Below are 13,834 nucleotides of genomic sequence, written 5' to 3'. Positions count from 1 at the left end.
AGCTGACTATAGTGATTGAATTGAAAAATGTATCCAAAGTATTTACAACAAAAAAAGGTAAGGTTGAAGCTCTTAAACCAACTTCTCTTAAAGTAGAAAAAGGAGAAGTGTTCGGAATCATCGGATATAGTGGTGCTGGTAAAAGTACATTAATCCGTTGTGTCAATTTATTAGAAAAGCCAACAACAGGAAATATCATTGTAAATGAAAAAGATTTAACAAATTTATCTACAAAAGAGTTAGCGAAGGCGAGACAAAAAATTGGGATGATTTTTCAAGGATTTAATTTATTAAAAACAGTCAACGTTTATGAAAATATTGCATTACCTTTACGTCTAGCTGGGATTTCAAAAACTGAAATTGAAAAAAGAGTAGAAAAGTATTTACGTATTGTTGACCTTTTTGATAGAAAAGATGCATATCCAAGTGAGCTTTCTGGTGGTCAAAAACAACGTGTTGCGATTGCGCGCGCACTATCCTATGAACCAGAAGTTTTGCTAAGTGATGAAGCGACAAGTGCATTAGACCCAGAAACAACGGATTCTATTCTAGATTTGTTATTAGAAATCAACGAGAAAATAGGCATTACGATTTTGCTAATTACACATGAAATGAATGTAATACAACGTATATGTGATCGAGTTGCTGTAATGGAGCATGGGGCTGTGATTGAGAGTGGCACAGTAAAAGACATTTTTACAAATCCACAACATGTAACAACGAAAAAATTTGTGAACAGCGCTTTTGCAGCCAAAATTCCAGAAGAATTACAGAAAGAGCTAAAAAATACTGGAGAGATTGTAACACTCTCGTTTATAGGGAACTCTTCAGGAGAACCAGCATTGGCTGTTGCTACAAAACGATTTCAAGTGTATCCCAATATTTTATCCGGCAATATTACACAACTAAAACATGAAGCGTATGGTAAGCTCGTTGTTCATATGCAAGGTGAAGAAAACGAGGTACACCGAGCTTTAGTATTTTTACAGGAACAAGGGATCATTGTAGAAGGAGGTAGGGAAGAGTATGGGAAACAAGTCCTTTTGGGATGAATGGGGTAAGATGATATGGGAAGCAACGATTCAAACATTTCAAATGACATCAATTTCACTACTTATATCAATTATTATTGCATTACCACTAGGAGTAACACTTGTTTTAACAAGGCCTGGTGGTCAACTAGAGAATAAAGTTGTATACCCTATTTTTAATACAATTATTAATGTCATTCGTTCTATTCCATTTATTATTCTATTATTCTTCATTCTACCGTTTACAAAGCTGATTATGGGGACTTCAATTGGTGTGAAAGGTGTGATTGTACCGCTTGTTGTATTTACAGCTCCCTATATTGCACGTTTAATGGAAACAGCTTTACTAGAAGTGGATCGTGGTGTAATTGAGGCATATCAAGCGATGGGGATTTCTACTGTGAAAATTATTTGGCACGTTATGGTTAGAGAAGCGCGTCCATCTCTTGTGCTTGGCTTAACGATCGCAACGATTGGACTAATAGGTGCAACGGCAATGGCTGGACTGGTAGGTGCAGGTGGACTTGGAGATTTAGCATATCGATTTGGTCATTTACGGTATGAACCGGAAGTTATGTATGCAACGGTCTTTATCTTGATTATTCTTGTTCAAGGATTACAGTCTTTAGGTAATGGGATTGCTAGAAAATTAAAGAAAGATTGATAAAAGACGATATCTCAATAAAGAAGAGATATCGTCTTTTATTTAGTTTCCAGATATCACAGCATTTAGAATCTCTGCTGGATTTCCTGTCCCAGCACCACCAATTGTAACTGTTCCACCAGCAGGAATGTCACCATTCCATCCTGCATTCGTAATAACATAGTGGTTATTTGTATTACTTACAAGTTTAGAGTCCCAAACTTGTGTTAAACTTCCGTTGTAATCAAATTCTAAATTCCAATTTTTAATAGGGATTGTTCCTGTATTTTTAATTGTAATAGAGAAGTTGTAGCCATTTCCCCAGTTTGAAGTAACTGAAAATGTCACATTACCATTTCCCCCTGGTGGAGTTGTACTACCATCATCGGTTTTGACAGTAATAGAGGACGGTTGTGATTGATTACCAGCCGCATCTTTTGCGACAATTGAAAAAGTATATTCTGTATTTGGTTTTAAATTTTTAATCGTAATGCTATTCGTAGTTGCTGTCCATTTCTCAGTCCCAGAGGTTATTTCATATTCTGTGATACCAACATTATCAGTAGATGCAGTCCAAGATAATTGGACTAGATTTGAATTCTTATTTGTGACTGTAATATTTTTCACATTTGTTGGGGCTTCATTATCTTTTTGGTTAATAGGTCCACCTAGTAATTCTGTAACTAACGTATCAAGCAGTTTTGGGCCACTACAACTATATCTTGGACTGGTGCGACAGTCACCGCTTAATTCCCAAAACATTGCCCCACCCAAACCTTTTGTTTTTATATAATCCGTTTTATATTTCATAGATTCATTGTCATCATAGCTTATAAATGTTCCAGTAGCTTCATTATATAAATATGGAACTTTAGCAGTGTCGTTCCAGTATCGAACAAAGCCGTTTTTATTTACGTAGTTAGCTGCCAAATCACCATAATCATATACACCTGTATCTCCTGTAGAATAATCATCCCAAGTTCCTTTAGAAGCTAGTTTCCCATCACTTCCTGGTTTACAAGGTTGATATTGTCCGTTGTTATCTTTTCCGCAACTTTTCCAGCCACGACCATAGAAAGGAACACCTAATACAATTTTATCGGCTGGTACACCTTCGCTTTTATAAATTTCAACAGCTCCATCGACATAAAACTTTGTACCAACTGCTGGGTCTTTAGGATCTCCGTATAATGCAGCATTATGATTAGAAGTTGTATCCCATCCGCCGTGAAAATCATATGTCATGATGTTAATCCAATCCACGATTTGGGAAACCTTTTTCAACTCTGTATGATCAGCGTAGCTCTGACTTGCCCCTGACGCAATTGTTAATAAATATTGTTTTCCATCTTCAGAGCCTGCTTTATTTAAAGCATTTCGGACATCTTGAAGGAGTAATGTGAAATTTTGCTTATCCTCAGGACGATAACTTCCTCCTGGTATGGTTTCAACGCCTGGATACTCCCAATCTAAATCTACACCATCAAAACCATATTCACGAATGAAGGCGACTGCAGATTCTGCAAATATTTTCCGTGTTTTTTCATCGGCAGCTACATCAGAAAAACGATTAGACCACGTCCAGCCTCCAACTGAGATAATTGTTTTTAAGTGAAGGTACTTTGCTTTTAGACGTTTCAGCTCACCGAAGTTTCCGCAGCGAGCATACTTGTCGCAATCTTCCCATGTTGTACCCGAGCCTGGAAAAGATTTATTAACATCGGCCCAAGGTTCGCCTAGTACAAGAGTACCATTTGGTACCTCTTTATTTTGCAATGGTACACTAGATTCTTTACAGGACCATGTTTGTTTATTAGGATTGTCAGGATGTGTAGAAGGATTCCCGTGTTTGCCATTCCAGCAAATATCAGCAAAAGCATAGTTCAAATGAGTAAGCTTTGATGCATCGATGTCGGCAACTTGATAATTGCGGCCATAGATACCCCAAGAAGGAAAGTATCCAATAATCTTTTGATTTGTTTTGGAGGAGTCTGCTGATACAAAACTAGGAGTAATAAAGTTTGTAAGAAAAAGAGGTAGGAAGAGTAGTAGAGATAGGAACAGGAATGTGATTTTTTTTGACCTCATAATCATTTCCCCTTTCTAAATAAAAAAATATATTTAATGGCTATTGCCAATAAATCAAAATGAATCTAGACGTAAAAATGTCTAGACTACTAAAACGAACAGATGTCACGAAGTCTATACAAGTAAGAGAGATTGATTACATCGTAACAAATGTAAGATTTTGTGTAAACGCTTTATTTATACAGAAAGGATTTTCTCAATTATAAGAATAGCTATAATGCGAATTATATATATATATCTAGTCAAATCGATTCAAAAATTTCAATTTAGAGGATAATTTGAGAAAAAATTGTTTGAAGTTATTGTTTCATATCATAGCAGCGATATGAAATTTCATGTAAAATAATAGTAAAAATATGTAAGGGAGGGAATGAAGTGGATGTTTTCTTAAGCATTGCTGAAGAAAGAATTCGTCAATCAATCAATAATGGTGATCTTGATGACCTTCCAGGTAAAGGGAAACCACTGCAATTAGAAGACCTTTCAATGGTACTTCCAGACCTAAGAATGAGCTACAAAATTTTGAAAAACGCTGGTATGATTCCGGCAGAGATGGAATTACAAAAGGATATATTGAAAATAGAAGATTTAATAGCTTGTTGTTACGATGAAACGGAGAGAGCAAAATTAAAAGAGGAGTTAACAGAAAAAACGCTTCGATTTCACCAGTTAATGGAGAAGAGAAAAATAAAAGGAAATTCAGCATTTCGTATGTACCAAAATCAAGTGTTTCGTAAATTACGCTAAGAGGGGTAACATGAGAAAATTTCAAACGATAGAAGAATTAGTAGCATATATTGAAGAACAAAGGCTATTACTTTTATTCATAAAAACCGAAAATTGTGGTGTTTGTGATGTGATGTTAGAGAAAGTAAATCACTTATTGAAACAATATCACGCTGTAGAAAACATTGTAATATCACTACAGGATATGAAAGAAATTTCAGCGAAGTATTTAGTATTTACAGCTCCAACCATTTTATTATTTCATGAAGGAAAAGAGATACTTCGTGAGTCAAGATTTATTTCCTTAGAGAAGATAGAACGATCATTACAGTTATTAAAAAAATAAAGGAGGTATTTGATATGGGATTTGTAATAGCGGCATTATTGTTTTTAGTTTTAATTGGAATGATTGTAAAATCAATAAGATCGAATAAGCGGAAAGTAAATCTTTATAAAACAGGTAATGGTGATAGTACGACAACTACAGCGACTTCTACACCACTTTTCTTTGCAGGATCTGATAGTGATAGTTCAAACGAATGTGGGAGTTCTTTTGGAGGAGATAGCGGTTTTTCAGGTGGAGATGGTGGTAGCTGTGGTGGCGGTGGAGATTAATGAGAAATACGTTCTTTATGGGCGTATTTCTTTTTAAACAAACGTTTGATTAGTTGGCTTGACCCCGTATAGAATCAGCTAAACAAACGTTTGTTTAAGTGTAATGTATTAATAAATAAGGAATATAGCCTCTTGTAAAAGAGGTTTTATATTTGCTATTATTAGACTGAACGGTCGGTTTTGTGAGGTGTGAACATGAGAAAAAGTGCAGAAGAGATAAAAAAAGAAATAGCGTATCAAGCAGAAGAGTTGTTTTCACAAAAAGGATACGCTGCAACATCTATGGAAGACATTTGTGAAATTACTGAACGTAGTAAAGGTAGCATTTATTATCATTTTAAAAGTAAGGAAGAATTATTTTTATTTGTAGTAAAACAGCACACGTATGATTGGCTTGAAAAGTGGAATGAGAAAGAAAAGCAGTATCGTACGAGTACTGAAAAATTATATGGGCTTGCTGAGTACCACGTAGAGGATACACAACATCCTATTTTTAGTGCAGTTGAAGAATTTTCTATGAGTCAAGTTGTAAGCAAAGAAATTCTAGATGAAATGCTTGTTTTAGCAAGAGCATCATATGGTGTTTTTGAGAAATTAATTGAAGAAGGCATAAAATCTGGAGAATTTCGTCAAGGAGATATCCGGGATCTTATGTATATTGTGAATGGTTTACTATCTGGGCTTGGGGTACTTTACTACGAGTTAGATTCTGCAGAAATGAAGCGAATTTACAAAAAAGCAATTGATGTATTGCTACAAGGAATGGCAGCTGAATCATAAATCAGCAGCTTTTCTTTCACATTAAAATAGACTGAACGGTCGGTTTATAAAAAGGAGGAATAACATGAAAGATTTATTCAAAAATCGAGCATTTATGCTTGTTATGGCGTCTGATATTTTGCAGCAGTTTGCGATTTGGATTCGGAATATGGCACTTTTGTATTTCATTATGGAGCGAACAAATAATGATCCCGTTTCAGTTTCATTATTATCAGTTATGGAATACGCACCTATTTTTATTTTTTCATTCATTGGTGGTGCGCTAGCAGATCGTTGGAATCCTAAGAGAACGATGGTAGCTGGAGATATGCTAAGTACGTTATCTATTATAGGGATTGTTTTACTGCTAAAAATTGATTATTGGCAGGCTATATTTTTTGCAACTCTTGTTTCAGCAATTGTTGGACAATTTTCTCAGCCTTCATCGTCACGAATATTTAAACGTTATGTAGAAGAAAAACATGTTGCAAACGCAATTGCAGTAAACCAAACGCTACAGTCGCTATTTATAATTTTCGGGCCAGTTGTAGGATCGATTGTGTATACGCAGCTGGGACTGTTTACTTCACTATATAGCCTAATTGGATTGTTTGCGTTATCGGCTATTACTCTTTCGTTTTTACCAAGATGGATAGAAAAAGAGAAGCCTGAAAGTATCTCATTATGGAATGATATAAAAGAAGGATGGAGGTACGTCCTTCAAACAAAAAATTTATGTATGATTACAATTACTTTCGCGATTATGGGGTTAGCGGTAGGATTAACAAATCCATTAGAAATATTTCTTGTTATTGAACGGTTAGGAATGGAAAAGGAGGCTGTTCAATATTTAGCAGCAGCTGATGGAATAGGTATGCTAATTGGAGGCATCGTTGCAGCAGTTTTTGCTTCAAAAGTACATCCGAAAAAAATGTTTGTGTTTGGTTTGCTAGTATTGGGGATTTCCTTTCTCGTAGAAGGATTATCTACATCATTTTGGATTACTAGTTTCATGCGATTTGGAACGGGAATTTGTCTAGCCGTTGTTAACATTGTTGTTGGAACGCTTATGATTCAGCTCGTACCGGAGAATATGGTAGGACGTGTAAATGGTACAATTTTACCACTTTTTATGGGAACTATGCTAATTGGAAATTCACTAGCTGGGGGATTAAAAGAAGCGACATCACTTATTATTGTATTTTGTATAGCGATGTCACTTATTCTACTCGCGATTTTACCAATTTTACGTATGAGAATAAATGAAGAAGCCAGAAATAAAAAAGAGGATGGAAATCAAAAGGGGCTTACGGATTCTTTGGTGTAGGAATTTTACTAGAAAAGGGGCGATTTACGCTTCTTTTTTTGTGTGGGAATTTTTTGACAACTCCATGTACCAAATATATACTGATGTTGTAAAAACAATTTTACAGGTTAGGAGAAAAGATGTGAAAAATCAAATTTACGAATTGCGCACTGATAATAATATTTCACAAGGTGCATTAGCTGATAAATGTAAAGTTTCCAGACAGACGATAAATGCAATTGAAAATAATAAATATGATCCAAGTTTAGCACTGGCATTTCGTTTAGCTGAAGTGTTAGGGACAACGGTTGATAAATTATTTTTGTATAAGCAGTAGAGTTTTTAGTGGTGAAATGATATCGATAGAATAATAAAAAAATGTCCCTTTCTGTATGAAGAAAGGGACATTTTCTATTATAGTGTTTCCGACTTTGGAGCAGGTGGTGTAACAGAAGTTGCATTTTCCGGTACTCGTGTTAGTATGAATCCACCTATTATGAATAAAACGATAATACTTAGTACACCAGCATTTGTTTTTCCTGTTAGTTGAGTAGTCACACCAACTAATACTGGACCCATAATAGCTGCGAACTTACCGAAAATATTATAGAATCCGAAGAATTCATTTGCGGATTCTTTCGGCACAAGCTTTGCAAAATATGAGCGACTGAGTGCCTGAATTCCGCCTTGAGAAGTTGCGACAAGCATTGCTAAAATCCAAAAGTCGAGTGTTGTTTTTAAGAAATAAGCGTATGCACAAATAACGATATAAATAATAATACCAACATATAGCATTTTTTTGCCTTTGAACGTTTCAGATAGTTTCCCATACAGCAAAGCGAATGGACAAGCAAAAATTTGTGTTACAAATAAAATAATAAGTAGGTTTGTCGCACTAATACCAAGGTCTGTTCCATAAGCTGTGGACATTGTAATAATTGTATCGACGCCGTCAATGTAGAAAAAATAAGCAAGTAAGAACAAAAATACAGTACGATATTGACGGATATTTTTAAATGTATGAGCTAAACGCTTAAAGCTCATTGTAATCGGTTTTGGATGACGTTCAATATAATGTGTTTGTTCCACATTTTTGAGCATCGGAATCGTAAATAATCCCCACCAAAGAGCTGTAATTGCAAAGGAAATTTGACTGGCAATACCAACTGATAATGGGATTGTTCCTTTTTGGGAAAGGATAATAAGAGCAATACAGCCGATAAAGGGAACTGTACTTCCGATATATCCTAATGCAAAGCCACGAGTCGAAATTCGGTCCATTCGATCTTCTGTTGTGACATCCACTAAAAATGCATCATAGAAAATATTTGCTCCAGCAAATCCAACTAAAGCGAGCATATAGCAACCTAGTAGTAAGTACCATTGTGATGTAGGTACAACTGCTAGCATACTTGTAAATATAATACCGAGTCCAAAAAAGAATGTGAAAAAGCGCTTTTTAAAACCTTTATAATCGGCAATTGTACCAAGAATAGGAGCGAGAATAGAGATTAGAAGTGTAGAGAAAGAATTTGCATATCCCCAAAAAGCTGTTGAAGTTGCTCCAGATAGACCTGCTTCTTTTGCAGCAGCTTTGAAATAAATAGGAAATAGTGCAGTTGTAATGACGAGCGAGTATACCGAGTTTGCCCAGTCATACAATATCCAGCTTTTTTCTTGTCTGGACATTTTTTTCATATAATGTTCCTCCTTATAGTCGTTCTAACATTAGTGTACAAAAATAAAAATAGGAAAAAGAGAAACAGAGGTAAGTTTTACATGATTTTTACATATATACACATTTCTTTACAATTGAAGTAAATCCTCTATTACAGTTCCGTCGGTTTCACCAAGATGTAATCCGAGCAACCGTGCAATGGTAGGTCCTTCGTCAATGAGACGCATATATGGAATGACCGCACCTTGACTAATGCCTTTTCCAGCAGCCATGAAGATGGTCTCATAGTTTGGTTTTGTTGGAGAATATCCATGCGTACCAAACGTATATTTTTTACTGGAAGTTACATCTTTTTCCGTGATTTCTTTTATAAACTCTCCTGTATAGTTTTGGGTAAAGTAATAGCCTTCCCTTGCCTCAAGCATAAAAAGGAAATTTCCATCAGCACCCCGTTCTTTTGCATCTTCATCATGAAGGATAAATTCGATTCCATTTTGTGTATCTTGAAGAAGTTCTTCAAGAAGCTGTTGGACAGTTTGTATAGTTTGGATATCATTTTTATCCTTTACATGTACATAAGCAGAACCATCACAGCTTTGACAATAGGCTTTCCAAGCTGTTAATGTTCCACTTTGATTTACTGAAATGAGTCCTTTTTGATGGAAAAGAACATTTAATTGAATAGCCTTATTCTCGCTTAGAGCGCTATGATCACCGAGAGCAATAATTGTACTTTCTTCATATATACCAGTTTCTTTTAATGCTTTGATAATCTTCCCGAGTCTTTCATCGTGCCGCTGAATAGATGCTGTTGTTTCTGGGGAAGAAAATCCATGATAATGCCTTTGTGTATCTAAATCTGTAAAGTGAACAAGCATGACGTTAGGTTTTTTCGTTTGTATGGTGTGTACAGCAGAGGCGAGAACAAAATCATCCAGCTCAGGCTGTGACAACCCGTTTCTAATATGACCAAAACGACGATTTAAATCTAGTTGATACAGCGGGCTTCCACTAAATAATGAAACAAGAATTTGATTTTGCCACGGTCTGTTTGGAAAGATTTCAGGTAAGTTGTAGTCAATTTTTGCTCTCCCTGTAACAGGCCATAGAAGGGCAGCGGTTGTTAAATTTGCTTTTCGTGCCTCGTCATATAATGTCGTCCCTTTAATAGAACGGCGATACCAATGCCAATCCGGTGATTCCCTGCCAGGCTGAAATAATGTATTGCTTACAACACCATGTTTGTTAGGATAGTTACCAGTTACAATAGTGGCGTGACTTGGATATGTTACAGAAGGATAAATAGCTTCTACTTTTTTTGCAATTGCACCTTGTTCTATTAAAGTTCGAAAATGAGGAAGTTCTTGTAATATAGGAAAATCTAAAGCTGATAAACAGTCAAAAGATAAGACAATTACATGATTTGTTAATGGTTGCTCCATTATATATCCCTCCTGTTATATAACTTATTATTATATATTACTATTAATACCTAGTAATAAAAACTTATTTTTTAAGAAAGTTTATTATTTATTTTTTGAATTTTAAAACATATAATGAATAATAAGGAAATGAATGGGAGGAGGGAATAGGATGAATGGATTTGAAGTGTTTTTTATAATTGGAGCGGTAACAATTCTCGTTGTATTTGCTATTTCATTTTTATTAAAGAAACAATTTCCAAAGAGGTCGTTTGATATTATATTTGCACTTATTTTAATTCTTCTTTGTTTAGCTTTCTTTCCGTTTACCATCTTCGCTGTTGGTGGTTGGGATGGAATGGGTTATGGCATTGCATGTTTCTTTGTTTTAGTGGGAACAATCATCGGTATGATTACTCATCAATTTGTAAAACTCTTTCGGAAAAATTATGTGTAAATTCAGTATGAAACTGAAAAAAATGAAAAGAATATATAAAAGTAAGAAAATTAGCTATTGTTTTAAAATAGAATTTATATTATGATATTCAACAAATTTATTTCGTTATAACGATGAAAAAGGATTAGTACATGTCTCACCTTTTTTGTAGAGAGAGAATCCGTTTGGCTGGAAGATTCTTAAAAAGGCGATATGGAACCTACCTTTGCGTTCTGCATATGCAGCGGGAAGTTCCCGTTATCAAAAAGAGAGCATGTACAATTTATTTGTGCATGAATCAGGGTGGTAACGCCGGCAAAAGCTCGGTCCCTATTTAGGGGACGCGGGCTTTTTTTATTTTTTAAAGGAGGGAAAGAATATGGCAAAAGAACAAGTACAAGCTATTACAAAAATGGAAGAAGACTTCGCGCAGTGGTATACCGATATTGTGAAGAAGGCTGAACTTGTTGATTATTCAAGTGTAAAAGGGTGTATGATTTTACGTCCATACGGATACGCATTATGGGAGAATATACAGAAAGTAATGGATGAAAAATTAAAAGCATTTGGTCATGAAAATGTGTATATGCCAATGTTTATTCCAGAGAGCTTACTGCAAAAAGAGAAGGATCATGTAGAAGGATTTGCACCTGAAGTAGCATGGGTTACACATGGCGGGGATGAAAAGTTAGCAGAACGACTTTGTATTCGTCCAACATCTGAAACGTTATTTTGCGAACATTTTTCAAAAATTGTCCAGTCTTATAATGATTTACCTAAATTATATAATCAGTGGTGCTCAGTAGTACGCTGGGAAAAAACGACGAGACCATTTCTTCGTACAACTGAATTTTTATGGCAAGAAGGTCATACAATTCATGAAACGGCAGAAGAATCTCAAGAAGAAACGTTAAACATTTTAAACCTGTATGCTTCTTTCTGTGAAGATTACTTAGCAATTCCAGTAATTAAAGGACAAAAAACAGAGAAAGAAAAATTTGCAGGGGCAAAAGCAACATATACGATTGAAAGTTTAATGCATGATGGAAAAGCACTTCAAACAGGAACATCTCATAATTTTGGTACGAATTTCTCTGAAGCGTTTGATATTAAATTTTTAGATCGTAATGGAAAATGGCAATATGTACACCAAACATCTTGGGGCGTATCAACAAGAATGATCGGTGGACTTATTATGGTTCATAGTGATAATAACGGGTTAGTGATGCCACCAAAAGTAGCACCAGTACAAGTTGTTATTGTACCAATTGCTCAGCATAAAGAAGGTGTGTTAGAAAAAGCAAGCCAGCTGCAAGGAATTGTTCAAAAAGTTGCACGCGTAAAAATAGATGCTAGCAATAAAACGCCAGGCTGGAAATTTAACGAGTATGAAATGAAGGGCGTTCCAATTCGATTAGAAGTTGGTCCAAAAGATATAGAGAAGAATCAAGTGGTACTTGTTAGACGCGATACGAAGGAAAAAGAGTTCGTATCAATAGATCAATTAGAAGAGCGTATTACATCATTACTTGATGAGATTCACAATTCTCTATTTAATAAAGCAAAGGTATTTCGTGATGAAAACACATATAGTGTTAAAACCTTTGAAGAAATGAAGAAGGCGGCTGATGAGAAGCAAGGGTTTATTAAAGCAATGTGGTGTGGTGATCTAGCTTGTGAAGAAAAATTAAAAGAAGAAGTTGGAGTCTCGTCACGTTGTATACCATTTGAGCAAGAAGAATTAGCACAAGAATGTGTATGTTGTGGTAAAAAAGCAGAGCATATGGTGTATTGGGGAAAGGCGTATTAATTATGTAAGTTTTCAAATAGACCTTTATCTCGGATTTGTAAAATTTGGGGTAAAGGTCTATTTGTATATTTGTTTAATTGTACAGTATGTATTTTTAGGGTGGAGTTATGTTGTTTTCATTATTTCACTCGTTTTCTACGAACAAGTAGAATAATACCAAAAAGGAATGGTGGCCGATGTGTTAAGATTAAATAGTAATTTGAGTTTAGTAAGGGAGGATTGAAGAATATAACATTGTTTATATTCTAATGAATAGATGAAGCAAACAACAAAACAAATCATAACAGGTACATTTTTAGCAACTGCAGCATCTCTTGTTTCCACAAATGCTTTTGCACAAGATGAAAATTCAGCGACAGTGAATGCAACGAATTTAAATATACGTGAACAACCGACAACGCAAAGTAAAGTTGTAGGGAAAGTAAAGCAAGGGACAACAGTACAGGTTTTAGGAAAAGAAAAAGAGTGGGCTAAAATTTCTCATGATGGAAAAGAAGGCTATGTCTCATTGCAATTTTTAAAGATGAAAGTATCAGAGCCAAATGTTGAAACGAAACAACAACTAACAATTAATAGTGAACAAAAAGAAACGGGTGTTGTTACAGCGACACGTTTGAATGTAAGGAATAGTCCTGTTTTGGGAAATTCAATTATTGGACATGTTACAAAAAATGAGAAAGTTACAGTTTTAGGTAAAGCAAATGGTTGGGCAAAAATTGAGTATAAAGGAAAAGAAGGTTACGTTTCTTTAGAGTTTTTAAAATTTGGAGAAGTAGTACAAAATATAACGGCACCTCAGACCGACCAACCAACAATCAATAATGGTACACAAGAAAGTGGAACAATTACCGCAACAAGTTTGCGAGTAAGAAGTGCAGCGAACACAAGCAGTGCGATACTCGGAAACTTAAAAAAAGGAGAAAAGGTAACGATTTTAGGAAAAGCAAACGGCTGGGCGAAGGTTAGTTATAAAGGAAATGAAGGATACATATCACTAGAGTTTGTGAAGCTAAGTGGAAATGCAGAAGGAACAAAACCTTCGGAACCAACAATCAATAATGGTACACAGGAAAGTGGAATAATTAATGCAACAAGTCTGCGAGTAAGAAGCCAAGCAAACGCAAGTAGTGCAATTCTAGGAAGTTTGAAAAATGGCGAGAAAGTAACAATCTTAGGAAAAGCAAATGGCTGGGCGAAGATTAGTTATAAAGGAAATGAAGGATACATATCACTAGAGTTTGTGAAGCTAAGTGGAAATGCAGAAGGAACAAAACCTTGGGAACCAACAATCAATAATGGTACACAGGAAAGTGGAATAATT

General features: G+C 35.3%; 14 protein-coding genes and 1 other annotated feature. Of the genes, 11 read left to right on the top strand and 3 right to left on the bottom strand.

Features of this window, described 5'->3' with window-relative positions; translation table 11 throughout:
* Nucleotides 1–11: 11 nt before the first annotated feature.
* Nucleotides 12–1,052 (top strand): methionine ABC transporter ATP-binding protein, encoded by a 1,041-nt coding sequence (locus Y7E_RS0125595; RefSeq protein WP_017154055.1) that lies wholly within the window; start codon nucleotides 12–14, stop codon nucleotides 1,050–1,052.
* On the top strand, nucleotides 1,027–1,695 hold the full coding sequence (locus tag Y7E_RS0125590) for a methionine ABC transporter permease (RefSeq protein WP_017154054.1): 669 nt from the start codon (nucleotides 1,027–1,029) through the stop codon (nucleotides 1,693–1,695). Before Y7E_RS0125595 ends, Y7E_RS0125590 begins: the two co-directional genes overlap by 26 nt.
* A gap of 42 nt (nucleotides 1,696–1,737) precedes the next feature.
* Here the strand turns inward: Y7E_RS0125590 and Y7E_RS0125585 are convergent, their stop codons facing one another.
* The gene (locus Y7E_RS0125585) at nucleotides 1,738–3,762 is read right to left on the bottom strand and encodes a glycosyl hydrolase family 18 protein (RefSeq protein ID WP_017154053.1); all 2,025 of its coding nucleotides are present in this window, start codon (nucleotides 3,760–3,762) and stop codon (nucleotides 1,738–1,740) included.
* Nucleotides 3,763–4,137: 375 nt separating this feature from the next.
* Here Y7E_RS0125585 and Y7E_RS0125580 point away from each other — a divergent pair, with 375 nt between their 5' ends.
* The 6 genes from Y7E_RS0125580 to Y7E_RS0125555 all read left to right on the top strand — a co-directional run bounded on the left by Y7E_RS0125580 (nucleotide 4,138) and on the right by Y7E_RS0125555 (nucleotide 7,505).
* Entirely contained in the window at nucleotides 4,138–4,509 is a 372-nt protein-coding gene (locus Y7E_RS0125580) for a DnaJ family domain-containing protein (protein WP_017154052.1), read from the top strand.
* 10 nt (nucleotides 4,510–4,519) lie between these two features.
* A complete protein-coding gene (locus tag Y7E_RS0125575) occupies nucleotides 4,520–4,834 on the top strand; it encodes a thioredoxin family protein (protein ID WP_017154051.1) in 315 nt (104 codons plus the stop codon).
* Between the two features lie 14 nt (nucleotides 4,835–4,848).
* Nucleotides 4,849–5,103, top strand: a complete 255-nt coding sequence (locus Y7E_RS0125570; RefSeq protein WP_017154050.1) for a hypothetical protein — start codon at nucleotides 4,849–4,851, stop codon at nucleotides 5,101–5,103.
* A gap of 195 nt (nucleotides 5,104–5,298) precedes the next feature.
* Nucleotides 5,299–5,883: a TetR/AcrR family transcriptional regulator gene (locus Y7E_RS0125565; protein ID WP_017154049.1), complete on the top strand. Its 585-nt coding sequence runs from the start codon at nucleotides 5,299–5,301 to the stop codon at nucleotides 5,881–5,883.
* Between the two features lie 64 nt (nucleotides 5,884–5,947).
* Nucleotides 5,948–7,189 (top strand): MFS transporter, encoded by a 1,242-nt coding sequence (locus tag Y7E_RS0125560; protein ID WP_017154048.1) that lies wholly within the window; start codon nucleotides 5,948–5,950, stop codon nucleotides 7,187–7,189.
* Nucleotides 7,190–7,253: 64 nt separating this feature from the next.
* Nucleotides 7,254–7,505, top strand: coding sequence for a helix-turn-helix transcriptional regulator (locus Y7E_RS0125555; protein ID WP_081584788.1), 252 nt, complete (start codon nucleotides 7,254–7,256; stop codon nucleotides 7,503–7,505).
* Between the two features lie 77 nt (nucleotides 7,506–7,582).
* Here Y7E_RS0125555 and Y7E_RS0125550 read toward each other — a convergent pair whose 3' ends face one another.
* Together Y7E_RS0125550 and Y7E_RS0125545 are read right to left on the bottom strand one after the other, a co-directional pair.
* A complete protein-coding gene (locus tag Y7E_RS0125550) occupies nucleotides 7,583–8,866 on the bottom strand; it encodes an MFS transporter (RefSeq protein WP_017154046.1) in 1,284 nt (427 codons plus the stop codon).
* A gap of 108 nt (nucleotides 8,867–8,974) precedes the next feature.
* Nucleotides 8,975–10,288, bottom strand: a complete 1,314-nt coding sequence (locus Y7E_RS0125545) for an alkaline phosphatase family protein (RefSeq protein WP_017154045.1) — start codon at nucleotides 10,286–10,288, stop codon at nucleotides 8,975–8,977.
* A 151-nt stretch (nucleotides 10,289–10,439) separates the two neighbouring features.
* On the opposite strand from Y7E_RS0125545, the gene Y7E_RS0125540 reads away from it, so the two are divergent.
* The 3 genes from Y7E_RS0125540 to Y7E_RS30380 all read left to right on the top strand — a co-directional run.
* Complete coding sequence (locus tag Y7E_RS0125540; RefSeq protein ID WP_017154044.1) at nucleotides 10,440–10,724, top strand: YesK-like family protein; 285 nt, start codon at nucleotides 10,440–10,442, stop codon at nucleotides 10,722–10,724.
* A gap of 104 nt (nucleotides 10,725–10,828) precedes the next feature.
* Nucleotides 10,829–11,038, top strand: a binding site (T-box leader).
* 44 nt (nucleotides 11,039–11,082) lie between these two features.
* Nucleotides 11,083–12,513, top strand: a complete 1,431-nt coding sequence (proS, locus tag Y7E_RS0125535; RefSeq protein ID WP_017154043.1) for a proline--tRNA ligase — start codon at nucleotides 11,083–11,085, stop codon at nucleotides 12,511–12,513.
* Nucleotides 12,514–12,769: 256 nt separating this feature from the next.
* The coding region (locus Y7E_RS30380) for an SH3 domain-containing protein (protein WP_193352127.1) at nucleotides 12,770–13,834 on the top strand (1,065 nt) is incomplete at its 3' end.

It is taken from the genome of Bacillus bingmayongensis (assembly GCF_000299035.1).
Taxonomy (GTDB): domain Bacteria; phylum Bacillota; class Bacilli; order Bacillales; family Bacillaceae_G; genus Bacillus_A; species Bacillus_A bingmayongensis.
The sequence above is the reverse complement of the archived record's forward strand: the minus strand, read 5'-3'. Positions and strand labels throughout refer to the sequence as shown.

What these genes read in the sequence shown, in the direction of transcription:
- Y7E_RS0125590 (WP_017154054.1), top strand. Translation starts at nt 1,027, where the DNA reads ATGGGAAACAAGTCCTTTTGGGATGAATGGGGTAAGATGATATGGGAA.
- Y7E_RS0125585 (WP_017154053.1), bottom strand. Translation starts at nt 3,762, where the DNA reads ATGAGGTCAAAAAAAATCACATTCCTGTTCCTATCTCTACTACTCTTC.
- Y7E_RS0125575 (WP_017154051.1), top strand. Translation starts at nt 4,520, where the DNA reads ATGAGAAAATTTCAAACGATAGAAGAATTAGTAGCATATATTGAAGAA.
- Y7E_RS0125570 (WP_017154050.1), top strand. Translation starts at nt 4,849, where the DNA reads ATGGGATTTGTAATAGCGGCATTATTGTTTTTAGTTTTAATTGGAATG.
- Y7E_RS0125565 (WP_017154049.1), top strand. Translation starts at nt 5,299, where the DNA reads ATGAGAAAAAGTGCAGAAGAGATAAAAAAAGAAATAGCGTATCAAGCA.
- Y7E_RS0125560 (WP_017154048.1), top strand. Translation starts at nt 5,948, where the DNA reads ATGAAAGATTTATTCAAAAATCGAGCATTTATGCTTGTTATGGCGTCT.
- Y7E_RS0125555 (WP_081584788.1), top strand. Translation starts at nt 7,254, where the DNA reads ATGTACCAAATATATACTGATGTTGTAAAAACAATTTTACAGGTTAGG.
- Y7E_RS0125550 (WP_017154046.1), bottom strand. Translation starts at nt 8,866, where the DNA reads ATGAAAAAAATGTCCAGACAAGAAAAAAGCTGGATATTGTATGACTGG.
- Y7E_RS0125545 (WP_017154045.1), bottom strand. Translation starts at nt 10,288, where the DNA reads ATGGAGCAACCATTAACAAATCATGTAATTGTCTTATCTTTTGACTGT.
- Y7E_RS0125540 (WP_017154044.1), top strand. Translation starts at nt 10,440, where the DNA reads ATGAATGGATTTGAAGTGTTTTTTATAATTGGAGCGGTAACAATTCTC.
- proS (WP_017154043.1), top strand. Translation starts at nt 11,083, where the DNA reads ATGGCAAAAGAACAAGTACAAGCTATTACAAAAATGGAAGAAGACTTC.